The 25,042-nt window shown below is 58.3% G+C and carries 20 protein-coding genes; 4 read left to right on the top strand and 16 right to left on the bottom strand.

The window, feature by feature from the left end; genetic code table 11:
- Positions 1-166: 166 nt before the first annotated feature.
- From ACSYSO_RS02325 to ACSYSO_RS02250, 16 genes are all read right to left on the bottom strand, one after another.
- Entirely contained in the window at positions 167-1,531 is a 1,365-nt protein-coding gene (locus tag ACSYSO_RS02325; RefSeq protein ID WP_489760423.1) for a PFL family protein, read from the bottom strand.
- Positions 1,532-1,549: 18 nt separating this feature from the next.
- On the bottom strand, positions 1,550-1,822 hold the full coding sequence (locus ACSYSO_RS02320) for an ACT domain-containing protein (RefSeq protein WP_489760422.1): 273 nt from the start codon (positions 1,820-1,822) through the stop codon (positions 1,550-1,552).
- 107 nt (positions 1,823-1,929) lie between these two features.
- Positions 1,930-3,180, bottom strand: a complete 1,251-nt coding sequence (gene galK, locus ACSYSO_RS02315) for a galactokinase (RefSeq protein ID WP_489760421.1) — start codon at positions 3,178-3,180, stop codon at positions 1,930-1,932.
- A gap of 103 nt (positions 3,181-3,283) precedes the next feature.
- Positions 3,284-4,594: a galactose-1-phosphate uridylyltransferase gene (gene galT, locus ACSYSO_RS02310; protein ID WP_489760420.1), complete on the bottom strand. Its 1,311-nt coding sequence runs from the start codon at positions 4,592-4,594 to the stop codon at positions 3,284-3,286.
- A gap of 260 nt (positions 4,595-4,854) precedes the next feature.
- Positions 4,855-5,643: a DeoR/GlpR family DNA-binding transcription regulator gene (locus ACSYSO_RS02305; protein ID WP_489760419.1), complete on the bottom strand. Its 789-nt coding sequence runs from the start codon at positions 5,641-5,643 to the stop codon at positions 4,855-4,857.
- A gap of 148 nt (positions 5,644-5,791) precedes the next feature.
- Positions 5,792-8,110, bottom strand: a complete 2,319-nt coding sequence (locus ACSYSO_RS02300) for a transglycosylase domain-containing protein (protein ID WP_489760418.1) — start codon at positions 8,108-8,110, stop codon at positions 5,792-5,794.
- 505 nt (positions 8,111-8,615) lie between these two features.
- Positions 8,616-9,335 carry a Crp/Fnr family transcriptional regulator gene (locus tag ACSYSO_RS02295; protein WP_489760417.1) on the bottom strand — a complete coding sequence of 240 codons (720 nt, stop codon included), beginning with the start codon at positions 9,333-9,335 and terminating at the stop codon, positions 8,616-8,618.
- A gap of 90 nt (positions 9,336-9,425) precedes the next feature.
- A complete protein-coding gene (locus ACSYSO_RS02290; protein ID WP_489760416.1) occupies positions 9,426-10,667 on the bottom strand; it encodes a lipoate--protein ligase family protein in 1,242 nt (413 codons plus the stop codon).
- Positions 10,645-11,448 carry a TM2 domain-containing protein gene (locus ACSYSO_RS02285; protein WP_489760415.1) on the bottom strand — a complete coding sequence of 268 codons (804 nt, stop codon included), beginning with the start codon at positions 11,446-11,448 and terminating at the stop codon, positions 10,645-10,647. The genes ACSYSO_RS02290 and ACSYSO_RS02285 overlap by 23 nt, the downstream gene beginning before the upstream one ends.
- Before the next feature lie 43 nt (positions 11,449-11,491).
- The gene (locus ACSYSO_RS02280) at positions 11,492-12,526 is read right to left on the bottom strand and encodes a 3-isopropylmalate dehydrogenase (RefSeq protein WP_489760414.1); all 1,035 of its coding nucleotides are present in this window, start codon (positions 12,524-12,526) and stop codon (positions 11,492-11,494) included.
- A gap of 162 nt (positions 12,527-12,688) precedes the next feature.
- The gene (locus ACSYSO_RS02275; RefSeq protein ID WP_489760413.1) at positions 12,689-15,121 is read right to left on the bottom strand and encodes a S9 family peptidase; all 2,433 of its coding nucleotides are present in this window, start codon (positions 15,119-15,121) and stop codon (positions 12,689-12,691) included.
- A gap of 9 nt (positions 15,122-15,130) precedes the next feature.
- Positions 15,131-16,288, bottom strand: a complete 1,158-nt coding sequence (locus ACSYSO_RS02270) for an App1 family protein phosphatidate phosphatase (RefSeq protein WP_489760434.1) — start codon at positions 16,286-16,288, stop codon at positions 15,131-15,133.
- 88 nt (positions 16,289-16,376) lie between these two features.
- The gene (gcvH, locus tag ACSYSO_RS02265) at positions 16,377-16,838 is read right to left on the bottom strand and encodes a glycine cleavage system protein GcvH (RefSeq protein WP_489760412.1); all 462 of its coding nucleotides are present in this window, start codon (positions 16,836-16,838) and stop codon (positions 16,377-16,379) included.
- Between the two features lie 163 nt (positions 16,839-17,001).
- Positions 17,002-18,546, bottom strand: coding sequence for a L,D-transpeptidase (locus ACSYSO_RS02260; RefSeq protein WP_489760411.1), 1,545 nt, complete (start codon positions 18,544-18,546; stop codon positions 17,002-17,004).
- Positions 18,547-18,678: 132 nt separating this feature from the next.
- Positions 18,679-19,527 carry an alpha/beta fold hydrolase gene (locus tag ACSYSO_RS02255; protein ID WP_489760433.1) on the bottom strand — a complete coding sequence of 283 codons (849 nt, stop codon included), beginning with the start codon at positions 19,525-19,527 and terminating at the stop codon, positions 18,679-18,681.
- Positions 19,528-19,699: 172 nt separating this feature from the next.
- Positions 19,700-20,317: a DUF4916 domain-containing protein gene (locus ACSYSO_RS02250; protein WP_489760410.1), complete on the bottom strand. Its 618-nt coding sequence runs from the start codon at positions 20,315-20,317 to the stop codon at positions 19,700-19,702.
- A 224-nt stretch (positions 20,318-20,541) separates the two neighbouring features.
- Between ACSYSO_RS02250 and trxA the strand changes: the two genes are divergently transcribed.
- The 4 genes from trxA (at position 20,542) to ACSYSO_RS02230 (ending at position 24,785) form a co-directional block, all read left to right on the top strand.
- Entirely contained in the window at positions 20,542-20,895 is a 354-nt protein-coding gene (trxA, locus tag ACSYSO_RS02245; RefSeq protein WP_489760409.1) for a thioredoxin, read from the top strand.
- A 123-nt stretch (positions 20,896-21,018) separates the two neighbouring features.
- Positions 21,019-22,008, top strand: coding sequence for a resuscitation-promoting factor (locus ACSYSO_RS02240; protein ID WP_489760408.1), 990 nt, complete (start codon positions 21,019-21,021; stop codon positions 22,006-22,008).
- Between the two features lie 395 nt (positions 22,009-22,403).
- Positions 22,404-24,080, top strand: a complete 1,677-nt coding sequence (locus ACSYSO_RS02235; RefSeq protein ID WP_489760407.1) for an MDR family MFS transporter — start codon at positions 22,404-22,406, stop codon at positions 24,078-24,080.
- Positions 24,081-24,554: 474 nt separating this feature from the next.
- Positions 24,555-24,785 carry a hypothetical protein gene (locus tag ACSYSO_RS02230; protein ID WP_489760406.1) on the top strand — a complete coding sequence of 77 codons (231 nt, stop codon included), beginning with the start codon at positions 24,555-24,557 and terminating at the stop codon, positions 24,783-24,785.
- Positions 24,786-25,042 lie beyond the last annotated feature (257 nt).

Raw genomic sequence — 25,042 nt, 5'->3', positions numbered from 1 at the left:
ATTCAGCTTACCATATGTCTGGCTTTACCTTCACCATCCTGCGCACAACCACGACAGTAAGGACCAGACACATAGCATCCATCCTTATACAGCCACATACAACTGGCTGACATCCGAAATATTCCCGGATATATCCCAGCTGACGAACGCTATGCGCTCACAGCAATCAGTTTTTGAAACTGTGGATGGGGGCGGGGATGCGGCCGGTGCGGGAGACGAACGCCTCACACGAGGTCTGGTTGACCGGCATAATGGGCGCATAGCCCATCAACCCGCCAAAGTTGGCCATTTCTCCTACGCCCTTGCCATACACCGGAATGATGCGCACAGCAGTGGTCTTCTGATTGACCATGCCGATGGCCGCCTCATCGGCGATGATGCCGGAAATGGTGGAAGCCTGCGTATCTCCGGGGATGGCAATCATGTCAAGCCCGACCGAGCAGACGCACGTCATGGCTTCCAGCTTCTCGATGGTCAGGCAACCCGAGCTTGCCGCCGCAATCATGTTACGATCCTCGGAAACGGGGATAAACGCACCGGAAAGCCCACCGACGTACGAGGAGGCCATGATGCCGCCCTTCTTCACCTGGTCATTGAGCAACGCGAGCGCCGCCGTCGTTCCAGGCGCTCCGGCTTGGGCAAGCCCCATCTTTTCCAGCACTTCTCCCACCGAATCCCCCACTGCCGGTGTGGGCGCCAGGGACAGGTCGATGATGCCGAACGGCACACCCAGACGTCGCGAAGCCTCTTGCGCCACCAGCTGGCCGGCGCGCGTAATCTTGAACGCCGTGCGTTTTATGGTCTCGCACAAGGTTTCAAAGTCCTTGCCTTGCGCACTGTCGAGTGCGCGGGAAACCACACCCGGGCCGGAAACACCGACGTTGATGACGACATCCCCCTCACTGACCCCGTGGAATCCTCCGGCCATGAACGGGTTGTCGTCCGGGGCGTTGCAGAAGGCCACGAACTTGACGCAACCGTAGCTGTCGTTGTCGCGCGTGCGGTAGGCGGTGTCTTTGACCACCTGACCGAGCATGGCCACCGCATCCATGTCGATGCCGGTTTTGGTGGAGCCGACGTTCACTGACGAGCAGACAATGTCGGTTTCGCTCAGTGCCTGCGGCAACGATTCGATGAGCAGACGGTCAGCTTGAGTCATCGACTTGTTCACCAAGGCGGTATAGCCACCGATGAGATCCACGCCTACGGTCTTGGCGGCACGATCCAGCGCATGGGCCAACTGCACAAAATCTTCCGGAGTATGGCAGCAACTGGAACCTACCAGGGATATGGGGGTGACGGTGATGCGTTTGTTGACAATGGGAATACCGTAGTCGCGACTGATGGACTCTCCGGTTTCCACCAAGTCCCGAGCACGCTCGGTGATCTTGAGATATATGTTATCCGCCGTCTCCTCCACGCTCGAGCTGGCACAATCCAGCAGGGAAATGCCCATGGTGATGGTGCGAACGTCGAGCTTTTCCTGCTCGATCATCTGGTTGGTCTCATCGACCTCAGCTATATTAATCATGACGCGATCCCCTTAAGCTCACACGCGATGCATGGATGTGAAAATCTCTTCACGCTGGCAATGAATGCTCACGCCGATCTGCACGCCCAGCTCTTCAAGGCCGGTCACCAGATCGCTGAACTTCTCGCTGGAACCTGAGGTGTCGGCAATCATCATCATGGAGAAAAACCCGTCGGTGATGGTCTGTGAGATGTCAAGCACGTTGACGTGCGCCTGCGCCAGATACGTGCATACGCGCGCGATAATGCCCACGGTATCTTTGCCCACGACGGTGATGATGGCTTTATTCATATCTGCTCCTTGCAGCGGGCGACCCGGCGGCTCGCGGAAATCTTCCTCAAGTATACGAGAAGGCGCGGGAATATACTCCCGCGCCTCCAACCTGTGAACACGACTGACTAGTCGATTCTCTGTGCCGAATCACAAGCCACAGCGGCGAGAGCACGGGGCTCATGGAAGTCAAGCCGCTCAAACTCGTCGGCGATGCTTTGCGCCACCTCACGGCTGCGCCCCTTGTCCACCAAAGCGATGATGGAACCACCGAACCCGCCTCCGGTCATACGTGCGCCGTACGCGCCGTGGGCACGCGCCACACTGACCGCAGTGTCAAGCTCAGGAACCGTGACCTCATAGTCCGCGGCCAGAGAATCGTGCGACGCGTTGAACAGCGCACCGGCGGTCTGGATGTCACCTTTGCCGAACGCGTCGATGAACTGCCCTACGCGCCCAATCTCGGTGATAACGTGGCGCACACGTTTTTTCATGGTCTCATCCTCAAGCCGGGCAAGTACTTGAGCCAACGCCGCCTCACTGTCTTCGGCAGCAGCAACCTCGTCGGCCACTTGGCGAAGGTTCTTCACACCGAGCAGTTCGGCGGCACGCTCGCAGGTACTACGCCGATTGGCGTACTGCCCATCGTTGAGCTGATGCGGCGCTTGGGTGTCTACCACCAACAGCTCCAATCCCAAAGCGTCAAGGTCGAACTTCTCTTGGGAGACGCTGTCCAATGCGCTGAGCTCCGGTCGGCAATCCAGACGCAGCGCATGCCCCGGCGTGCAGCGCATGGATGCGTTCTGATCAAGCCCGCCGGTGGAGGCTCCTGCCATGTCGTTCTCAGCCTTCATGGCCGCTTCGATAAGAGTGACACGGCCTTCGTCGCTACCGCCCAGCCCCAGCGCAAACACATCGTCGAGCGCAAGCGCCACCGAGCAGGTCATTGCCGCCGACGAGCTCAAGCCGGAACCGACCGGCACACAGGAGACGACAGCCGCGTCAAAACCACGCACACGGTCATATCCAGCTTGACGCAGCGCCCAAGCCACGCCGAGCGGGTAGGCCGCCCAACCAGTGACGTCACCGGCATTCAGCCCGGTCAGATCACGGGTGACCACGTCGTCGGGGGCGATGCCGGAGACGATGCGGGCAGTGGTGTCGTCACGTGGACTCAGCGCGATGAAGGTACGGTGCGGCAGGGCGATGGGCAGGCACAGGCCGGCGTTGTAGTCGGTATGTTCGCCAATCAGGTTCACACGCCCCGGGGCAGCCCATACTCCTTCGGGGGTGCCGTCGAACGTGGTGGAGAACAGCGCGCGTGCTTGGGCGGCGCCGTCGCTGTTGCCAATAGCATCGATGAATTGAATAGCGGTCATTGCTATATCTTCTTTCTGTTTCATTGGTTGGTTGAGATGGAAAGCATAATCGTTGCCAAATCGCACTTTGGCAGACGTGGCCGGCCATAGTGCAGGTTGACGCTCATCGACCGTCGTCTTGGATGTCGACTGGGCCGAGTTCGCGGAATCTGCCGGCGATGAGTTCGGGAGTCGTGTCCGAAACCCATGCCGCCATACCCGACTCGGAACCTGCCAAGTACTTGATTTTGTTGGCAGCTCTGCGGAAGGAGAAGAATTGGAGGTTGAGCCGGTAATGACTGCGACGCGGATCCTTCACCGGCGCCTGATGCCAAGCGGCAATGTAGGGCAAGTCCATGCCTTTGCCGTCGCCGGTATCAAAGAATGCGTTGCCGCGCTTGAGCAGCGTGGAGTACATCTGTGCCAAGTCCCAGCGCTCCTGGTCGTTCAGCTCGTCCAAGGTCAGCACGTCACGCACTGGGGCCACATGCACCTCTAGAGGCCAACGGCCGGCGGCCGGAACGTAGGCCACCCAGCTGGAGTTGCGCATCACGATCCGCTCCTGCGCTTCGATTTCGGCGTTCATGATGTCGCGCAGCAGGTTAGAGCCATGCTGGTTGAAGTATTGTTCGGTGTGGCGCAGCTCGGTCTCCATTTTCGGCGGCATGTAGGGATAGCAGTACACTTGGCCGTGCGGGTGAGCGAGCGAGACACCGATCTCTTTGCCATGGTTCTCAAAGGGGAATATCTGCTCTATACCTTCCATATGGCTGATTTCCGCAGTACGGAAGGCCCATGCTTCCACCACGGTACGCAGCCGCGAAATCGGCAGGTCAGCAGGCAGACCGTTCTCGTCAGGATCGAAGCAGATCACCTCGCAACGGCCTGCAGCAGGCTTGGTCTGCCACAACTCATTGCCGTTCACAAAACTCGCGGTACGGCTCTCTCCAGGCACTTGCACCATGGAGGGGAACCTGTTTTCAAATACCACTACGTCGTAGTCGCTGTCGGGCACCTCCCCGTCTTGGTAGGGGTCGCCTGGTTTGCGGGCGGCAAGCGGATTGCCTTTCGGTGCGGCTTGTGCCGGACGTGCGTTTTCGGAAGCGCCATCAGCACCGTCCGCCCCCGCCCCTTCACCAACGGTAATCGGACGGTTCATACGGGCGGTGGCCATGGGTATCCAGTCGCCGGTCAGGGGGTCTCGCCTCATCTGCGGGGCAGCATAGGGCACAAGTTCGCCGTCAGGCCCCAGCTGCGGTGCAAACCGGTCGGCCAACGGGCGCGGATCATGCAGCTCTCGGGTCTTGGCACCGCTGACGTACTCGGGGTTATCATCTATGTAGAAGAAGTCTCGACCGTCGGCAAGCGTGGTGCCGGTGATGCGAATATGCTCTGTTGCATAGTCTCCTGGACGGTAATGTGCAAATGTAGTCATGATGTGCCAGTCCCCTTGTACTGCGAGTTTCTTGTGTTAGTGTCTTCGGTATTCCTGCGCCGCCTGTACAAGCAGCACATTGATGAATGGACGGATGGAAGTATGAGCGGCGATGCTGGGAGTCGGTGAAATGTTCGATTGTGTGATGTTTTGGCCGGTTCGGTTCAGATTTTCGCCTCGATGTGCAGGTTTCGCGTCAACCTCTATGCGTATCAGGCAAACGGTTTCCCGCATCCGAACCGAACGAGCGAACGCGATCCCTATCCCGCTTGATGCGTGAGCACCAGCTCGCCTCGCACCAAATCACGTGTTTGCGCCGCCGAATCGGCGTCGAGTCCGTCGTCGGTGATGAGCGTGTCCACTTGGTCGAACCGCGCAAAAAGCGACAGTGATGTGCAACTCCACTTGGTGTGATCGGTAAGAATGATGGTCTTGTCGGCAATGTCCATCATGGCCATATCGGTAGCCGCCTCCAATGAGTTGGGCATAAGGAAGCCACGCGGGATCGAAACCGAGTGAGTCCCCAGGAACACGGTGTTGACTCGCAAGGATTGAATCACCTTGTCTGCGATGGGACCCACCAGCGAGTTTGAACGTGTGGTCACACCGCCGGTCACGATGACTTCCACATCCTTCGACTCGAGCGCCTGCACCAGTTCAGCCACGGGGATGGAATTGGTGAGCACGGTGATGCCGCTCGCCTGCTGGGATTCCAGCAGATGCTGAGCGAAAACGTAGGCCGTGGTGCCGCCCGCGATGGCGATAACATCCCCCGGAGAAACATACTTTACCGCCTCTTTGGCGATGGCGTCTTTCAGACCGATGTCCATCTGCGATTTGACCGAGAACAGCGGCTCACTGAGCAGAGCGCTGGTGGTTACCGCCCCACCGTGCACACGCTTGAGCAAGCCTTTGTCTGCCAGTTCCGCGATGTCTCGGCGAACCGTCATGGCAGAGACACCAAGCTCTTTGGAAAGCGCGGTGATGCGTACGGCGCCGCGGGTGCGCAGTCGGCTGAGAATCACATGTTGTCGCTGTGAGGATATCATTCGAACATTATCGCACAAATAGATGCAAAAACGCAACTTGACTGAGCGTTTTCTATCTCTTCATACGTAATATCACATACAACAAAGCCCGCCTGGCAGCGTACGGCAACTCGCCAAACGCTTGCCAGACGGGCAAACACACCTTATCTTATTGCTGCGGTTGTTGCGGTTGCGCCTGCGGTGCCGGAGCCGTATCCCCTTGGTTTGCAGGCGGCGCCTGATCCGTCTGCGGCGATTGGGTATTGCGTTGCAACGCACCACGATTTTGCATGGACTCCTGCTGCGTACGCCCTGTTTGGGGAATGCCCGACTGCGATCCCCCAGCCGTCTGACCACCGGTATATTGCGGATCGGGCGTGCCGTAATCATTGTCAATCGGAATATTGGCCTGGGCCAAGTAGTTGTTCATGAACTCTTTCCAAGCCGGCGTGGCAATGAGCATACCGAACCATGTGCCGTAATGCTTGCCGTTGATGGTCTTGTTCGTGAACGTCTCCTGCTTTTCGGCATTGCCCACGGCCACGAACGACGCCACCTGCGGCACAAACCCTCCGGTAAGCATGTACGTATTCTCATTCGTTCCGGTTTTGGCGAACGTTTTGCGCCCACCGTCCAGCTGCGTGGTCGAAGCCTCGCCGCCCGGTTGCACCACGCCTTGGTTCAGCGCATAGGCGGTGGTCTGCGCCACTCCTTCCGGAATGGCTTGGTGGCAGTTGGCGCTCGGCACCTTAATGCTCTTGTTCTCCTTGTTCACCACTTTCTTCATGGCGATCGGTGTGCACTCCACACCTTTTGCCGCAATGGTGGCATACACATTGGCCATGGTCAGCGGGGACGCCTGCACGGAACCGATGGTCATAGGAGCGTTCAGGGAATTTGCGGAATACACATCCTCATGCCCCAACGGCGAATTGTGGTACCCCATCACTTTGGCAGTGTCTGCCACCGAGCACAAACCTATCTGTGCGGTCATTGCGGCCTGAGTGGTGTTGTGGGAGCGCACCAAGCCTTGCAGAGGGGTCTCTGGGTTAACCGTGCCGCCCTCGGAGTTATGCACCGACCAAGGCACCCTGCCGGTATAACGGTCACAATCAAACGAATTCTTGGCATAGAACGTTGAGGTCTTCAACGGCTCGTTGATCGACTTGCCATTGAGCATCCACGCCGCCAAGTTGATGGGCTTCCACGTGGAACCGATTTGCCAACCGAGGCCTCCGCCGTCTTTCTGATCGACCGCATAGTTGACTGCTGTACGCGTCGGATCGGTCTTGGCGGCATCCGTAGCGTCGTACGTACGATTCGAGCCGAAACCAAGCACCTCTCCGGTACCGGGTTTGATGGCAGCTATGGAAACCTCAAAACCGCTGGGATCATTGGGCGGTATGGTATCGCGAGCCGCTTGCATGGCCGAAGAATTGGCGTGCACGTCCATGGTGGTGTAAATGTCGAGACCACCCTCGTTCAGCAGTTTTTTACGGTCCAGCTCGGTTTTGCCGAACTCTTCGGAGTTGAGAATCTGCTTGGTAACGTAGTCGCAGAAGAACGCGGCATCGCCGGCCGCCTGGCATCCCACCATCAGCGAGCTATCCTGCAGATTGAGCATGTCCTTGAGCGGCACCTTGACCGCATCGTCATGTTGTTGCTGCGTGATGTAGTTTTCCCTGAGCATCAGATCAAGCACGATGTCGCGCTGTTTTTGCGATTCCTCCAGGTTTTCGGGCACACTGGGATCGTACTTTGCCGGATTCTTGGTGATGGCCGCGATAGTGGCCGCCTGCCCGATATTCAAGTCAGCGGCCGATACGTTAAAGTACCGTTTGGCCGCAGCCTCCACACCATAGAGGTTATTGCTGCCGAACTGGGCGATATTGAGATAGCCTTGCAAAATCTCGGCTTTGGAATACTGCTTCTCCAATTGCATGGCAATGAGCATCTCGCGTATCTTACGTGCGATGGTGTCCTCGCTGGCATGGTATTCGGCGATAGGGTCGCCGTCCTCATGAGCCTTGGTCATGAGCATGTTCTTGACATACTGCTGCGTGAGCGACGATCCGCCCTGCGTGTCACCCTTCTTGATGAACGTTTGCACGAAAGCACGCATGACGCCTTGCACATCCACGCCGGAATGCTTGAAGAACCGCCTGTCCTCGCGGGCCACCGCGGCCTGCTGCATGGGCTTGGAGATCTTGCGCAACGGCACCACGGTGCGGTTTTGCGCATAGAACGATGCGATCACCGTCTGCCCGTCCGAAGCGTACATCCGGGAGCGCTGCGGCAAACTCGCCACATCAAAATCAATGCCTTCAACCTTGAGCGAAGGCGACATGGCACGAGCCATATTATTGACCCCGAACACCGCCGGCGCAAAGAAGACACCTCCGACCACGCCTCCGCCAATGCATAGCATGACATAAGCTAGCAGCAAGGCGAACACACGGCGCACGGTCAAATTATTCTTCTTAGGCATGTGCCCATTCTAAGGTATCGTCTCTACTGAGCGCCGACCCGCAGCGCGTTACCTTCCAGCACTTCACAAAGCTTAGAAAACACTGAAAACACGCCAAAAATAAGCTCACAGATAAGTACTTTATCAGCCCTGATTTCGGGTGCGATAGCGGTACGAACGTAATGCAATCGTGGCGCAATCGCGATGCAATCCTAACGGCAGGCGCATGCATTGCCCCGACATCGCGGAAGAATCCACCCACAAACAAACGAAACGTACCCATATGCCGCCAGCCATACCAAGAATTCGTACAACACGGTCAATGCGGTACCACTCATCGGTCGAAATTCACCCGCGCACTGCGACATCTTCGATACGACATATAAAACCCCACAGCCGCTATTGAAAAGCGACTGCGGGGATTCAAATTGAGTACGAACGACAGCTTAGCAACCAACTGAGGGAACGGCAGCTCAGCAACTCAACGAAGCAGGCAACACGAACGACAACTCAGTGGTTCAACAACTTAGCGACGCGAACGGCGAATCAGCATACCCGGCTGGTAGATGATGATGGAACGTCCCTCGCGAGTAATCCAACCGCGATCGGAGAAGTCCATAAGAGCCTTGTTCACCGTCTCGCGAGACGAGCCAACCAACTGCGCCAGCTCCTCCTGCGTCAGGTCGTGAGGAACCTTGACTCCGGCCTCGACCGGCTCACCGAAACGGGTGGCCAGGTCCAGAAGAGTCTTGGCCAAGCGGGCCGGCACATCCATGAACACCAAGTCGGAGATACGCTCGTTGTTGGCACGCATGCGTTTGGCCATCACCTGCAGCATGTTGACAGCCACAAACGGGTACTTATGCAGCCAGTTGAACAGGGTCTCGCGTTCCAGCCAGCCCACCTGTGTGCCGTTTGACATGGCCACAGCCGAAGCAGTGCGCGGCCCTCCGTCGGGATCGAACACGGGAATCTCACCCAAAATCTCACCGCGGGAATGAATGCTCAGCAACTGCACACGCCGGTCGGTGCCGGCACGGGTGAGCTTGACCCTGCCCTTCTGCAGCAGGTACATACGCACGTCGGTGGCACCCTCACGGAAGATGTACTCCCCCTTTTGGAATTCCGCATAGTTCATGTACGGCAGGAGTTCCTCAGCCTCTTCCGGCGGAACATGCTTAAACAGAGCCGTTTGCAACAGCTCGCTTCCACCTTCAGCGATTCCACTCGGCTTGACCGCAACCACTACACACCTCCAAAAATAATCACACTAATCTCAAGTACGTATTGCTGTTTGCAACTTCTGTATCTTAAATCAGCCTTGATTTCTAGGACATTATATCGCGCTACCAGCATAAGAAACAAGCTGAGCGCGTATTTCATCACGACTGAGAGCGGTTTGCGAACGCAATGGATCCACTCTGCTGTGCGCTGACCTCACTGCTTTGTCACTCATTTTTTCCGCGGAAACATTGAGCAAAGCACCCATCAGCTCGGTATCGGCACCCCACGAAAGCATGGTGTGATGAAGCACGGCTCCAGGTTGTTCACCATGCGGAGCAAATCGGCGTTGCGCAGCGCCGCCGACCTTGCCGCGCGGCGAGACAATGTCGTTCATGCCCCCGAAGCCTACGCTCAATCCCAAACTGCGCAAAGCATCGAGAGCCCACTGGTCGCACAGTCGGTAAGAATGCGCCACGTCAAGACCGGACACGAAGGAAAGCGGGGCATAGAGCGAGTAGACGATAATATCGGGCGGATTGGCCACCATCACCCCTCCTCCGGTGGAGCGGCGCACCACTTGGAAACCGGCTTGCTCAGCCTCACGCTCATGTACCTCGTCGGCCACGGACTGATATCGCCCTACAATCACGGCAGGGCTGGACAGCTGCCAGAATCGCACAGTGGCAGACATCTGCCCTGCTGCCACCCGTTGCGCCAGTTCCACATCGAGGTCCACCTGCTCCTGTGGCCCGCGTGGTTTGTCAAGCAATATGCGGGGCGCCAACGCATGCCATCGATCGCGATATTGTGTTGCATCCCCATCTCCGGCTGAGGACGCAGCAGCAGAGGCACCGGCAGTTGCCGACACATCAGCCACGGCAGCATCATGAAGAGAACGTGCATCTCCTTGCACATCGGAACGTACATGCACAGGCATATCGGTATCGGCAGCTCCAGGCGCGCTATTCATATGCCCAACACCGCTGCCACCGGCATCACCCGCATCACCGCCGCTATCGCGAGCCTTATCCACTGCTCGCCGGAACGCCGTACGCACCGCTTGTGCGTCGGTGCCAATCAGCCGTGCTTGCGGATGGGCGGCAATCACATCGTCCAGGTTCCTGCCCTGCACCAGAGCTTCTGCCATGTCATGCAAGAGTTCCTGTGCAGCGCTGTCTCCCCCGTCAATGAAAAAGTCGCCGTCCAGCGAGACCCCACGCACGTTGCTTTCAGCGTCCATATCAACGGTGACCGCCACCAGTTTACCGCCTACGGTCTTGTATTCTCCGCGATACGCCACGGCACCGTCTGCGCTGGGATCCAATACGCCGCTAATCGTTGAGCTCCAATGCATATGCGTCTCTATGCCAAGGTGAGCCGTACTGCGAGCTGAGAATCAGCACACCTTCCACCAGACCCCAAATAAACGAGACCACCGGACCGATGAACAGCACCATCCAACCCAACAGGGTGAGCAGCAGTTGCGCCAACGCACGCTCGTTGTGCCCCAAATAGAAGTTGTGCGCACCAAATATGCCAAGGAAAATACCCAGCAGCCCAGCTACAATTTTGCTTTTAGGACGGCGAACATATTGCGGAGCCATATAAGGGGCTGAAGGCCCATATGGCTGACCTCCGTACGGCTGACCAGCATAAGGTTGACCGCACCCCGGCTGACCGGCATACTGCTGATCTGCATACTGCTGTCCAGCAAAGGGCTGGCTGTACCCGGGATTTGCACTGAAGCCGGGTTGCCCTGCACCGGCATACGGCTGACCAGCGAAGGACTGACCACCATTCGGCTGGGCGGCATACTGCTGATCTGCAAAAGGCTGCCCGCCAGCGTAATACTGGCCTCCGTACGGTTGGCCACCATAAGGCGTACCGTCATACGCCTGTTGATTCTGGTACGGCTGGCCGGCAAAAGATTGATTTGCATCAGCCTGTCCCGCATACGGCTGCGACTGTGCAGTTCCGGTCTGCCATCCTTCATTGCCATTCTGGCCGTCGCCAAAGGCTGAGGCAGCGCCGCCATTGGTGCCGCCTCCCTGCCCTTGCCGCGAGGAATCCGACGAGTCTTGCTGACTGTGCCTCTGCTCCTCTTGGCCGACCTGCGATTCATCTGGTGTAGTCATAATGTAAGACTGTAGTACAGTTCAGCCCTGAAACGCAATGTGGCTATAGTCGCGCCATGATGTCGCGCCCCACCTCTTGCGTACTGCGGCTTGCACCAGCGTGTTGTTCGATATCGGCCTCAACGGCCTGCTCGATACGACCTGCCGGCTCGTCCAATCCCAACTGGCGCAGCAGCATTGCCGTGGAGAGCACTGCCGCTGTGGGATTGGCGATGCCTTTGCCGGCAATATCGGGAGCAGAACCGTGAATGGGCTCGAACATGGAGGGGAATTCACCACTGGCATTGATACAGCCGGAGGCGGAATAACCAACGCCACCCACCACAGCTCCAGCCTCATCGGTGAGAATGTCACCGAAGAGGTTGTCGGTAAGAATCACGTCGAAGCGCGAAGGGTCACTCACCAAGAAGATGGTGGCCGCATCCACATGCTGGTAGTCGTGCGTGACTTCGGGGTATTCCTTGCTGACCTTGTCCACGATGCGCTGCCACATGTCCCCGGCGTTGACGAGCACATTCTTCTTGTGCACGAGCGTGACGTGACGGCGGCGCTTCATGGCCAGCTCAAAAGCGTATCTCACTACGCGTTCCACACCATATGCCGTGTTGATCGACACCTCCGTGGCAACCTCCTGTGCAGTGTCGCGCCGCACGGCACCACCCGCACCGCAGTACAGCCCTTCCGTCCCCTCGCGAACCACCACAAAGTCAATCTTGCCGGGATGTGCCAGAGGAGAAACGACCCCAGGGTAGAGTTTGGTGGGACGAAGGTTGACGTACTGGTCGAGAGCGAAACGCATCTTGAGCAGCAGACCTCGCTCCAGCACGCCGGCCTTGACGCGCGGGTCGCCGATGGCGCCCAGCAGAATGGCATCAGCTTGCTTGAGCCGTTCCAAATCCTCATCGGGAAGAATGGCGCCGTCACGCAAGTAGCGGTCAGCGCCCAAGTCGAATTGATCGTAATGGAAGTCGGCCGCGCCATCCACGGCCCGTTCCATGACCTGTTGGGCCACCGGTGTGATCTCCTTGCCGATGCCGTCGCCAGGAATTACTGCAATGTTATACGTCGCTTTGCTCATGGCACGAGACTACCCAGGCCCAGCTCCGCGTCTCACCGTCAAGTCCGCATGGTGGACATCACCGTGAGACAGGGAAGCGCAAATCCAATGCCATCCTCGCGACTCAGGCTTTATTACAGTGTTCCGGACACGTGCCAGTTGACTTGCTCGTTAACTCGCAAGCTATTGGTCAATACCCATCACGTCGAGGCACCACGCGTTCTCTTCGCTCACCTCACGCCACTGCTCGTAGCGGCCGGAGACTCCGCCATGCCCTGCTTCCACCTGCACTTTGATGAGTGCATCCACACCTTGGGATTGCAGGCGTGCCACCCATTTGAGCGGCTCGACATACAACACGCGCGTGTCGTTGATCGAAGTAGTGGCGAAAATCTTGGGGAAGACCGGAGCATGCGAACCGGTCGGAGAGTCCTGCGAAACGCTACGCAACTCACCTGCACCATCAGCGCCCGCACCCGACCCGTCAGCGCTATCGTCCCCATCAACGCCCCACGGCCCGAACGGCGCATTCTCATACGGGGAATACGAACGCATATAGTCATACACGTCGCGATCATGCAGCGGGTCTCCCCATTCGTCCCATTCGGTAACGGTAAGTGGCAACGAGGGGTCAAGAATCGAGGTGAGCGCGTCCACAAAGGGCACATCCGCTTCCACTCCCGCATAGCATTCCGGAGCCATGTTGGCGATGGCACCCATCAGCAGGCCTCCGGCCGATCCTCCGTTGGCCACCGTGCGCGCAGGGTCGGCAAGCCCTTGGCTTTGCAATGCGCGCGTAGCATCCACAAAATCCTCGAACGTATGCTTCTTGTTCAGTCGCCGCCCCTGCTCGTACCACGCACGACCCATTTCCCCACCACCACGGGTGTGCACCACGGCATAGAGCACACCGCGATCGAGCATGCTTAACCGCCCTACGGCAAACCCGGGATCCGAATTGAGCTCGTAGGCACCGTACCCGGTGATGAACATCGGCGCCGCAGTCGGGTCGCCGCCAGCAAAGCAGTCCGGTCGCCATACCAGAGACACCGGCACCTGTTCGCCGTCGCGAGCCTTGACCCACAGACGGCGCTCACGGTAACGGCTCGCGTCAAAATCGCCAAGCACCTGCGCCTGCTTGAGCAGCACATCCCGGCCAGATGCAACATCGATCTCATGCAACTCCCCAGGAGTGGTGTAGCTAGCAAAGGAGTAGCGAAGACGTGGTGCATTGTAGGAGGGGTTACCACCGGCACCTATGGCATACAGGCGCTGCTCATCGCGGTCGCTCCCGCACAGCAGCTCACGGAACCGCCATGGCCGGCCGGCAGCAAAGTCCTCTGCAGCCTGGTCTTTGGTCATCACCGCCACATGCGGCAGCCCATCGGCCTGGTACGCCAGCATCACGAAATGTCGGTGCATGGCGATGCCTTCGATTCCCAGACCTCGAGCGCCTTGCAACGTCTCCGGATTGGCGGGGTTGCAGTACGGCTCCCCTGCTCGCTTGGCGCTTGCCCCGGCTTCCAGGTCGTCTCCGCGCTCACAGCCGTAGGGCGAACCTTGGGCTATCACTGTTCCCTCGCCGAGAGTGAAGGGAGGCTGGTGGCGGCGCATATCCACCACATCGACTTCGAAGTTCGGGTTGTGTGCGTTGTGGTACACCAAGGCCAGCGGTATATCGGTCCCGCCGTCGCCGGCACCTTCGAACTGAGCAAAACTTACATCGTACTCCACACCTTCCTGGCGCGCGATGAACACGTTGAATTCACCTTCCGGCTCGTTCACAGGCAGGAGCAGCACCTCGCTGGTGGTCTTCGAACTGGTGGAGATGATGACGTTGTTCTCGTCGAAGCTCAAGCCGACGCCCACCCAGAACCGTTCGTCGGTTTCTCGGAACACTTCCACGTCATTCTCCACGTTGTCCCCTACCCGGTGGCGAGCAACGGCGTAGGGCCTCCAGGCTTCGTCAAGCACCATGGAGAACACCCATGCACCGTCCGGAGTCAGGCAGGCTCCGCCCACTCCTTCCAGCACTTCGGGCAGATCCCGGCCGGTGGCGAGATCTCGTATGCGATAGTCATAGCGTTCATTGCCGGTCGTGTCGACGCCGTAGAGCATCCATCGTCCGTCCCGGCTCAGGTCGAGCCCACCGAGTCGGTAGAAATCGTGGCCAGCCGCTTCCGCGTTGGTGTCGAACACGACTTCTTCGCCGTCCATCGCCCCTGGTTCATCGTGCGGATCGACCTTCGGCGGATCCCAATCGTCGGGTCCCGAAATGGGGATGCGGCATTGCACGCCGTATTGCAGACCTTGCCGCGTGCGGGAGAAATACCAGTAGTCATCGATGCGTGTGGGCACCGACATGTCGGTCTCTTGCACTCTCGATTTCAGCTCGTCGAACAGAGTGTGCTTAAGCGTTGCCAAACCGGCTGTGCGTTCTTGGTAGTATTCGTTCTGCGCGGCGATATAGTGCCTCACGTCAACGCTGTCTTTGTCCCGCATCCACTCGTATGGGTCGTTGAACGTCTGACCATGTACCTCCCGCAGGCGCTCTATCCGCTTGGCTTGGGGAGGAGCAAGGCTGGGTGTCGTTGAACTGTTCTCGCACTCTGTCATGCTGCCCGATTATAGCGCGACTTGGCGCAAATACGGGAGCATGGTTTTCATGAGGTTCGCACCGGTTGCGCCGGTGAACACCGGCACATCAGTCACCGGCATTGGTTCGGTGGGAGCAAGCCCCGCCACCCCACCGAGCGGCGAGGCTTCCTTGGGAGTCAACTGGCGTATGGCAACGGCCAGTATGCGCCCCGGATATCGTTTGGCCACGGTGGCGTATGTGGAAGGGTCACGCTGCCCGTCATCTCCCACCAGGATGAACTTCATGTCAGGGAAATCGGCCATAAGCTGATCGAAGAATTCGAGTTTGTGCTCCACTCCGGAAGGCACGAAGGTCTTGGGGCGAGGGTCGAGGTCGCGCAGCAGAAGCGGGCCGGCCGGAAAACCGTGGTCGGTGATGAAATGACGGATGGAACCTTCCACATTCCATGGCGAAGTCGACAAATAGAAGAAGGGGGCGTCGGGAAAGATGTCGGCGATTTTGGCGAACAGCGCGCTCATACCGGGCACCGACACACGTTTGCGGGGATTGAGCAGCAACAAGTTATAGGCCGCTTTGAGGAGGCTGGGAGCCTGCGTGATCATAATGGTGTCGTCCACGTCAGAGATAACACCGACTTTGGTGCCCGGCGCGACGACGAACAAATCGGAAAGCGCGGCAGGGCGCTTATCAAGCGTGTACGAAACACGATGCACGCCAGGCTCCATGCCCAGCTCGGCCACCAAATCAAGGTAGCCGGAGGAGTCCGATACGGCAACATCCGGCCCTTGGCGGCGAGAAGGCTCCACTGGGTCGTAGATTTCGGGGACACCTACCTGCACGGTGGTGACGGGCATGTCATCGATGGCTATATTGACGCGTACTTCGGGAGCCGGCACTGCCAGCATGCCGCGTATGCCGCGCATCATGGCTCCTGCCACGCCGTTTCTTGGTGCCATGACGGTACGGCATATCAGCCGTGCATAGTAGCTGGTGCCATACCCCACATAGGGTTCAACACGCGGATACCAGCCGAGTGAGCGCGTCAGACGCCCCGAAAACCTCACCCACCAGTTGAAGATGCCGGTTATGGCCTTTCGCTCCAACTGCACCGAGACAGGAACCAAGCGACCGTTGACAGTACGCGGCACCGAATCGAAACTCGTGGAGGTACGATGCACGCGGATGGTGCGGCGCCGTCCTCTGTGTTCCTGACGTGTGGGGTTCGTATCGTTCGTGTTGCGCTCGCTCACATGCCCTCCTGCCGAGCCTGACTTAGCCCAGTTTATTGATCAGGCGGGCGTACTGGTCTCCGTCCAGCAGCTCGGGTTGGTCGTCGTCTGGCTCAAGCTTCACTATCCAGCCTTCACCATAGGGGTCGTGGTTCACCAGTTCAGGATCGTCCGCCACTGCTGCGTTGACATAGCGTACCGTGCCCGCCATCGGGGCGATCATCGGCTGTACCGCCTTGGCGCTCTCCATCTCGACCAATTCATCACCGGCCTCGACACGGTCTCCCACTTGCGGCAAGTCGAGGAACACGAGATCGCCCATCTGCTCGGCACCGTATTCGGTAATGCCCAAAGCGAACAGGCCGTCAAGATCTTCCACCCACACGTGGTCGTCCGAATATCCCAGCTGATCGGGGATGTCAATGCTGGTAGCCGCAGCCTGCACACCGTCCGCGGTCTCTTCGCCCTTGCTTTCGCTGTTCTCGTTCATGTTCTCCTGTGCCATGCCTGTCCTCCACATATCGGCTTGTTTCACGGGTGCCTTCAGTCTAACCGAAGGTCAGGTACACGAGCGCTCCCCAGGTCCGACGCGAGTACCTCAGCCCGATGCCCACTGCCAGAGTTCGTTCGAGCCTTATGCATCTGCAACAGCCGCGACCGTCTCGTTGTCAGCGCACCGCACCGGCCGGCTGATCACCCACCACCTGCACGAACGTGCCCTTCGGGCAATTGTCGTAAATCCACTTGGCATCGGCCTCATTCATGTTGACGCATCCGTGGGAGCCATAGCCCGCAGGGTTGCCGGAGTCAATGCCCACATGATTCCAATCGGCGGTATGGAACCCTTGCCCGCCGTTGAAATAACTCACCCATTTCACGCCCGGCGAGAAGTAGTCACGCCCCCTCATGTCCTGCACCTTGTAGGTCAGATAGATGAAATAGTCGCCATTCGTGGTTTCCTTGTCGCCGTTCTTGCCGGTGCACACGGGGAAGGAACGCACCGTGTCTGAACCGTGATACACGTTGACCATCTGCGCAGCACGATCCACCACGATGCGGTAGTGCGTCTTGCGCTGCTGCACGTCGAACTTGGTGACGTCGGCGGGAACCGTCACGTTCATGGGCTGTGCGTTGGTCAATGCGGAAACCATCTGCTTCGACACGGAGTCGACGTCCTTGATCGTCACCCCGTCCACGCCTTGCGTGGTAGTGCCCAGCATCGTGTTCGTGTCGTCTTCCACCACGTCCACCTGGCTCACCATGCTCCGATTGAGACGCTTGGGCAGCGTGGTGTTCATATAGTCGCCGATGGCGGCCTTGTCGTAGGTCAGGTTGATGACGTTCTTGTCAAAATCGGCTTCCGGTTTGATCCATGCGGCCACCTGAGGTCCGGGAATCTTGAACGCGGTGCCGTTGCCGTTGTCGACCACGAACTGGTTGCCCAGCCTGACATTGGCCTGCGTGGCCGCCTGTGTGGCCGCCTCCACTGAAATGGGCATATTGTCGGTGTGATAGGAAACGCGCGCCTCGCTGTGACTGCCCAGGTCGCTCAACACGTTCTGCACGGAGCGTTCTACCGGTTTGGTGTCCACCGAACGCCCGGCGTTACCCTCATGAACGAGGAACATGCCTTTGCTACCGTCAAAGCTGATGGATGAGGGGTGCGCCTGCTCGGAGTCAGGCACGAATGCGCCGTTCACATAGCTGCTGAGCGTGTATGTATCCACGTTGACTTTCGGCTCCACCTTGCACTTGGACAGCGGATTGAGCCGCACAAATATGTTGCCGGTTTTGGCATCGAGCGCCCTGCGTGAGGTCTGCTTGACATCGACACTCACACCCAAGTCCTTGAGCGAGGCCTTGATACTGGTTGAGCCGTCGGAAACCTTGACATAAGAACTAGCAACCTGGTGTTTGACGGTGTCTTCCACCTGGTCACCGCTCTGCCCGGCCAGTGATGTGGAGCCAATGCTCACCCCTGGCGCCGTCTTGCCGCTATAGTGCGCGCGCATCGCAAAAAACGACACCACCAACGCTGCCATTACCAGGACGCCCAGCACCACAGCGACAAGACGCCACTTCACACCCGAGCGGTGCCCCTGATCGGATGGTTTCTCCCCAAGCGCCGCAATATCGGCATCGCTCAGCTGCTGCACCGGCTCAAACTCACCATAACCGTCGTCAGCGTAGCCCACGTCACGTCCCTTCGTCATACCGTCACCGCTGCATGCTGTATGGCCGCAACCGCTCCACCACTATCGTCCAATATCAACGTACCGTTTCAGTATAAAGGCATCGTCCATACAACAAAGTTCGATAGTATGCTCAGCGCCAAGACAGCACGGTCAGCTCGCCTGCTGTACGCGTTTCATCACCTCAATCAAAGCGCGTGCCACGATATCGGGATGTTCGACGGCGCTGAAATGCCCGCAATCTTCGATTTGCGTGAACACAGCGCCATCCTGCCCCATACGTTCAGCGAGCGGCTTCATGGCACTGGGTGGGCTGGACGGGTCATTCTGCCCGCTTACCACAGCCGAGGGGGCGGTGACAGAGGGAGGTACATCGTTCAAATCGGGACGGCCGGCCGCCATGCGCTGCCGCCATGCCACGCCTGCGGGAGATTGGCGGTCAATCCAACCAGACATCTGCTCCTGGAACCGCTCGCCGCGCTTCACACTCGAATCACCCTCCTGCGGGCGTGCAAAATGCATCACCGGTTCCACGCTGTGACTGTTCAGCGCTGCGGATGCCACGCCGAGCCGCTTCGTTCCTCCGTCCGCGTCGGCACTTGCCGTCGTGTCGCACAGCACCAGACCGGCTACCGCTTCGGGGTGTCTGCGCTGCACGTCCAACGCCACATAACCTCCCATGGAAAGCCCCACCCACACCGCTTGGCGATACCCGGCTTTGCGCAATAGCCCCACGTAGGCATCGCTCATCGCGTCCAACGCCTCGGGGTATGCTCCCGACGTTTCTACGCGGCCTGTCTGGGCGGAAGAAGGAACAGGACTTGCCCCGGCTCCCGGCATGTCAGGCGCCCAGAGCGGGAAAGAGGCAACCCCGCACTCGTCAGCCAAGTCAATGATGTTCGCAGCACACTCATCCCACATGTGGTGGTCCACCGGGAAGGCATGGATCAGCACCATCGGTACGCCGCCACCACCTCGGTAGATGGTGTTGTGCAAGGTCATTTCAGCAGGTCTTCCCAAGATTTCATCCCCACCATCAACCTCTGTGATTACGTCGGCACCGGCACGGCTGCGTCCTGCGTTGCGCATATTCATTTGCATCCCTCCATCATCCTGTTATATCTCTGTATATCACTTACACGTCTTACACGAAGCCCACGCTAAGCCAATGCGGTCAGAGCACACCCGCCCAACTCAACGCCTGCCGCAGTATCGCACCGTGACCGGCCGCCATCTGGTCGATCAACGTCTTCACCTGCCCCTCGGCCACGCTGCACCATTGCACATCAAGCCCCTCATTGCGCGGCTTGCAGTCGCCTGAGATACACACCATGTAGCACAGCGCTATGGCATGCTGACGCGGATCGTAATATTCGGAGATTCCCGGGGTCGGGAAGAACTCGGCCACATTGAAGGGCTGCAAGGTTGCCGGCAGCAGCGGCAATGCCAAATTGCCCAGGTCTTTGGCCACATTGCGAGCAATGGCTTCACGAATGGTCTCGTGGAACAGCACGCGGCCGGTGATGAGGGTACGTTCCACAGAACCGGTGTCCTGCACGCGCACCAAAGTACCCACTTCAGTTACTCTGCCCAACGCATCCTGACGCACTGGCACCACTTCGACGTAGGCCACCGGCATCTGCCGGCGCACCTGATCGATGCAATCTGCAGAAAGCCACCCGGGAGGATTGCCTGAACCGCTGATAAAGTCCTCAGGCGTAATGCCCTCGAACTCACCGCGGTTTTCGCCCTCGAACGCGCCGTCAGGGACTTCATCATGTAATACTGGCATATTCCCATTATTCACCCAAGTTCGGGTAAGGGCAAGCCGCCACCACGCAACAAAGCAGAATGGGAGCAAGACAGAATGAAGCAAACCGTGCTGTTCCTCTTGCAGCTTAGGCATATGGTGGTCGCACGAGCAAATCTGCGGTACTGTGGAGGGGAATTCATGGGTTTCGAAACGGCGACGAATGCCGCACTTCACGAAACACATATCGGCGAAAGGATACAGACATGGCTACACAGAACCTGAACGCGGCAAACTTCGAGCAAACACTGAACGACAACGAGATTGTGCTCGTGGACTTCTGGGCCACGTGGTGCGGCCCGTGCAAAGCGTTCGGACCCATCTATGATCAAGCCAGCGAAGAGAACAGCGACATCGTGTTCGGCAAAGTCGACATCGACCAAAATCAAGACCTTGCGCAGGCTGCCGAAATTCAAGCCGTTCCCACGTTGCTCATCGCCAAGAAGGGCCAGGTCATCTTCAAACAAGCAGGTGCCCTACGTGCCTCCGACCTCGACGATCTCATCGCTCAGGCGCGTGCTCTCGACCTGAACGCCGATGCGCCGACAACTGAAAAATAGCGGGTTTTCTTCCTCTTTTCCATGCACGCAGCTAGCATGAACTGTTGAGTTGCTGCTGGCAACGGTGTCATAAGTGCGGCGCTGAGGCCGGCAAGATACGAAAACGATGTTTCGAGGAGAACGATGGCAAACCACCGCAAGGAAGTTAAGACTCTGAGTTCGCTGAGTAAACGGCAGTGGATCAAGATGGGCAGCATCGTGATGGCAATCGTCGTCGCGCTGAGCGCAGGCATCATATGCATGCATGTACACAACACCAAGAAGGCGGCACAAGAGGCCAAAGTGGCCGAGGCAACCGCTTTCTCGGCCACCGGCCCGGAGGCACGAGGTGTGGCCGACCGTGGCTCCGCCAAAGGATCCACATACGTCACCGTCACCATCAACGGTAAATCCCGCGCGGTGATCGGCACGCATTTCACCACCATCAAGTCGGTGCTGGAGCAAGGCAACATCACACTTGAGCCGGGCGATGCCGTACACCCCTCCTTGGATTCCAAAGTCAAGGAGTCCACAACCATCACGGTAGAGCGTACCGGCGCAGACTTGCAGACCGCGGACTCCCCCATCCCCTTCAACACCGTGCGCAAGGAGACCAAGGACCTGCCCAAGGGCCAGGAGAAGGTAGAGAGCGAAGGCCAGGACGGCGTGATGGAGACCACCAGCCTGATCACACGTGCCGGCGACCAGATCACCTCCAGCAACATCTTCACTTCCGCCGTCAAAACCGCCCCGGTCGATCGAGTCATTTTGGTGGGCACGGGAGCGACCGCCACCATCTCCGCGGCAGACAAGAACATCGGCACCACCACGCCTGTCGGCGAAATGCAGCAGTGGACGCACGACTATCTGCTCTCCAACGGCCACAGCGAAGCCGACTTCACCGCTACCGTCTACATCATCTCCCACGAGTCCGGCTGGAGGGTCAACGCACAGAACCCTTCGGGCGCCTATGGTCTGCCGCAGTCCCTGCCCGGCAGCAAGATGGCAAGCATGGGCGCTGACTGGGCCACGAACTACCAGACCCAGCTCAAGTGGTTCTTCAACTATTGCAACGGCAGGTACGGCAGCATTCAGGGTGCATACCAATACTGGCTGTCACACCACAACTATTAGAGCGTGAATGTAGTTCCTAGCGTACTCCAGTCACGGCAGACAACGGCGGAATCCATATCGGGTCCGCCGTTTCTCATATGCGCATGCGTTCGTCATGCAGTTCTTACGCAACGTTGCGATGCTGCACGAAAGTTCCTCATACCCATAACACGATGGTGCTGACACCTTTCAACGGCATGTGACTACACCACCACAAGTCCACACAAAAATTGAGTTAGCCTGCCGCGACATGCGCCTGCTCGCGAAATCAACCGTGTATAATGGCATCTGTTTTCGATATGACGAAACAGCCCATGCGTGGCAAACCAAGCCAGCGCTCGCCTGATTGCCGCCATGCGTTTGCATATATGTACCGGCCCGTAGTTTGTGATAATAGAAAGAAGTGATGAGTCACCGTGCGTGAACAGCATCCACAAGTCGCGAAACGCAATATCTCCACCCCTCTTGGCAGCGGGGAGACCTATGCGAATGGGCATCTCACCCATGCCGCATTCGTTTCCATTGCCATTCTTACCTTCATCACCTTTATCGGCAACTTCACCCAGCTGCAGCTCAGCGCCGCACTGCCCACCATCGTTTCGGAGTTTCATATCAGCGTGACCACCGGCCAGTGGCTCACCTCCATCATCCAGCTGGTACAGGGTGTGATGGTGCCACTCACCGCGTTCCTCACACGCCGTTTCTCCACCCGCCAAATCGTCATCACTTCCATGACCGTCTTCACGCTCGGCTCGGTGCTGGCTTGGGTGGCACCTGTCTTCCCGCTCGTGCTGCTCGGCCGTACGCTCGAAGCCATCGGCTCGGGTGTGATGTGGCCGGTGCTGCAAATCACCGTCTTCTCCATCTACCCGCTGTCCAAGCGCGGCGTGGCTATGGGCACCGTGGGCATGGCCATGAGCGTGGCTCCGGCCATCGGACCTACGTTCGGCGGCTGGCAGACCGATTCCACCGGTTGGCGCTCCATCTTCCTCACCCTTACCATTGTGGGTGCCATAGCTCTGGTGCTTGCCATTTTCGGACTGCGCAACTTCTCACAATCCGACAAGCTTGCCAAGGCCGACTTCTTCTCCGTCATACTTTCCATCATCGGGTTCGGCGGTCTGCTCTACGGCTTCACCAACATCGAGACCTATCCCTTCTCCAACCCGCAGGTGTGGGCCGTCATGCTGGTGGGACTGGTCGGCATCGTCTGGTTCGTCACGCGCCAGATCAAGGGCGCTCGCCGCTTCCGCGAGGAGGTGAGCAGGTTCAACCGTGCCAACAACATCGACACCGAGAACCGCGACGACGCTCTCAAGAAAGTCAAGAACCCTGATACTGCCGAGGCGCTGCGCAAGATTCAGCCGCCGCTGCTTGACCTGAACCCGTTACGCAACCGTAACTTCCGCATCGGCACCATCACCGCCGCCATGAGCTTCTTTGCGTTCAGCTCCATCACCGTCATCATCCCGCTGTACATTCAGGATGACCGCGGCTACTCAGCCACCATCTCCGGCCTAGTGATGCTGCCCGGAGCGCTCGGCCAGTGCATCGCCCAGTTCGCCGGCGGCCGCCTGCTCGACAAATTCGGCGCACGCCCGGTGGCACTGTATGGCTCACTTACACTGTTCATTGGCACGTTGATGATGAGCTTCATCGGGTCGGACACGATAATCTGGTGGGTTTCCATCTGCCAGTTCATCCGTCAAATCGGCATGGGCTTGGTGCTCATGCCTGTCACCACGTGGTCGCTCAACTGTCTTGAGCCACGTGACGTTTCGGCCGGCTCGGCAGTGACGAATACCGCCCGGCAGATTTCCGGCGCCATCGGATCGCCCGTGCTGGTGATTCTTATGGAGCAGTTCACCGCCATGCATCAGCGTTCCTTGGGTACCAGCCACGCAGCCGCCATCGCATCAAGCATTTTCGGTGTTCGTATGTCGCTGTATGTCAGCTCCGCCATCGCCTTCGGCATGGTGATGATCGTGTTCTTCGGCGTGACAGGCAAGGGCGCCGGCTCGGCGCGCGATATGACCCAGCGGGCGCTGCACAGCGTGCACCACCACATCGGAGACATCGTGCACACGTCATGAGGTTCACATGTGCGCGACATGTGCATAGTCAGGGGCGTTGCGGTACCGATGTGGTGTTGCAGCGCCCTTGTTTTATGCGAGATGGATTGTACTGTGCCTATTGCTCCGCCAGCCTTCCCACGTACGCACCTCAAACCGTCGCCTATCCTCTCTCAGCAGAGGCTTGCCGTGATCTTCTGCAGTTGTGGAAACCTTGATATACACATATGTTGATATGTGTCCAACTCAGTGGATAGGCGGAAAAACAGTTATCCACCAATATTGTTAATAGACAGCGTCTTTGCTCTATGCAATGTATATGCATCATTTGTCAATATTCATTAGTACCATAGGTCACAGCATGATTGCGCATATGTGTTTTGCGAGTCCTGCAACACAATAGAAGACTTTCGCGCGGCATCAACCGAGAACACCGGTGCCCAGGACGAAACACAGACAATACACGGCACAGACAGGGATTAAGAGGACGCACACATGAGCACACTTCCCACCACCACGAGTAGCACTCGCCGAACCAGTGCGGCACCGAAGTCCGCACGCACGCGCCTCGTTGCCGGCATCGCCGCCGTGGCCACCCTACTTACCGCCTTCGCCGCAGGATCGGCAGCATATGCCGGCAATACCTCCAGCGAAGCTCAAGCGTCAGCCGCGCAGACCCAAAACGGCAATGACATTACCCCCCCCCCAGCAAACTTGGCACGTTAGGAACTGAACCAGCTTCCTCCATTCAAACCAAAGACGGCACCACCGTCAACGCCATCAGCTCAGACATCACCCTCCTCAAAGGTGAGACCACTACCGTCCAACCCGCCAGTCAAACACTTGCTGCACAGGAGCATCAACGTCTCGGCGCAAAGGGTTCGTTCAGTGTCAATGCCAGCTCCCTTGCAGTTGGCAACTCGATTATCATTGCCTCCATCGTCCACACCACCACCGCCCCATCCGGAGCAAAAGCAAGCCTC

Source organism: Bifidobacterium sp. ESL1130 (assembly GCF_058507935.1).
This window is presented reverse-complemented; position numbering and strand designations above follow the sequence as displayed.

What these genes read in the sequence shown, in the direction of transcription:
- ACSYSO_RS02280 (WP_489760414.1), bottom strand. Translation starts at nt 12,526, where the DNA reads ATGAGCAAAGCGACGTATAACATTGCAGTAATTCCTGGCGACGGCATC.
- ACSYSO_RS02260 (WP_489760411.1), bottom strand. Translation starts at nt 18,546, where the DNA reads ATGACGAAGGGACGTGACGTGGGCTACGCTGACGACGGTTATGGTGAG.
- ACSYSO_RS02320 (WP_489760422.1), bottom strand. Translation starts at nt 1,822, where the DNA reads ATGAATAAAGCCATCATCACCGTCGTGGGCAAAGATACCGTGGGCATT.
- ACSYSO_RS02250 (WP_489760410.1), bottom strand. Translation starts at nt 20,317, where the DNA reads ATGCCAGTATTACATGATGAAGTCCCTGACGGCGCGTTCGAGGGCGAA.
- ACSYSO_RS02285 (WP_489760415.1), bottom strand. Translation starts at nt 11,448, where the DNA reads ATGACTACACCAGATGAATCGCAGGTCGGCCAAGAGGAGCAGAGGCAC.
- galK (WP_489760421.1), bottom strand. Translation starts at nt 3,180, where the DNA reads ATGACCGCTATTCAATTCATCGATGCTATTGGCAACAGCGACGGCGCC.
- ACSYSO_RS02290 (WP_489760416.1), bottom strand. Translation starts at nt 10,667, where the DNA reads ATGCATTGGAGCTCAACGATTAGCGGCGTATTGGATCCCAGCGCAGAC.
- ACSYSO_RS02325 (WP_489760423.1), bottom strand. Translation starts at nt 1,531, where the DNA reads ATGATTAATATAGCTGAGGTCGATGAGACCAACCAGATGATCGAGCAG.
- ACSYSO_RS02240 (WP_489760408.1), top strand. Translation starts at nt 21,019, where the DNA reads ATGGCAAACCACCGCAAGGAAGTTAAGACTCTGAGTTCGCTGAGTAAA.
- ACSYSO_RS02275 (WP_489760413.1), bottom strand. Translation starts at nt 15,121, where the DNA reads ATGACAGAGTGCGAGAACAGTTCAACGACACCCAGCCTTGCTCCTCCC.
- galT (WP_489760420.1), bottom strand. Translation starts at nt 4,594, where the DNA reads ATGACTACATTTGCACATTACCGTCCAGGAGACTATGCAACAGAGCAT.
- ACSYSO_RS02305 (WP_489760419.1), bottom strand. Translation starts at nt 5,643, where the DNA reads ATGATATCCTCACAGCGACAACATGTGATTCTCAGCCGACTGCGCACC.
- ACSYSO_RS02230 (WP_489760406.1), top strand. Translation starts at nt 24,555, where the DNA reads ATGAGCACACTTCCCACCACCACGAGTAGCACTCGCCGAACCAGTGCG.
- ACSYSO_RS02255 (WP_489760433.1), bottom strand. Translation starts at nt 19,527, where the DNA reads ATGACCTTGCACAACACCATCTACCGAGGTGGTGGCGGCGTACCGATG.
- gcvH (WP_489760412.1), bottom strand. Translation starts at nt 16,838, where the DNA reads ATGGCACAGGAGAACATGAACGAGAACAGCGAAAGCAAGGGCGAAGAG.
- ACSYSO_RS02300 (WP_489760418.1), bottom strand. Translation starts at nt 8,110, where the DNA reads ATGCCTAAGAAGAATAATTTGACCGTGCGCCGTGTGTTCGCCTTGCTG.
- trxA (WP_489760409.1), top strand. Translation starts at nt 20,542, where the DNA reads ATGGCTACACAGAACCTGAACGCGGCAAACTTCGAGCAAACACTGAAC.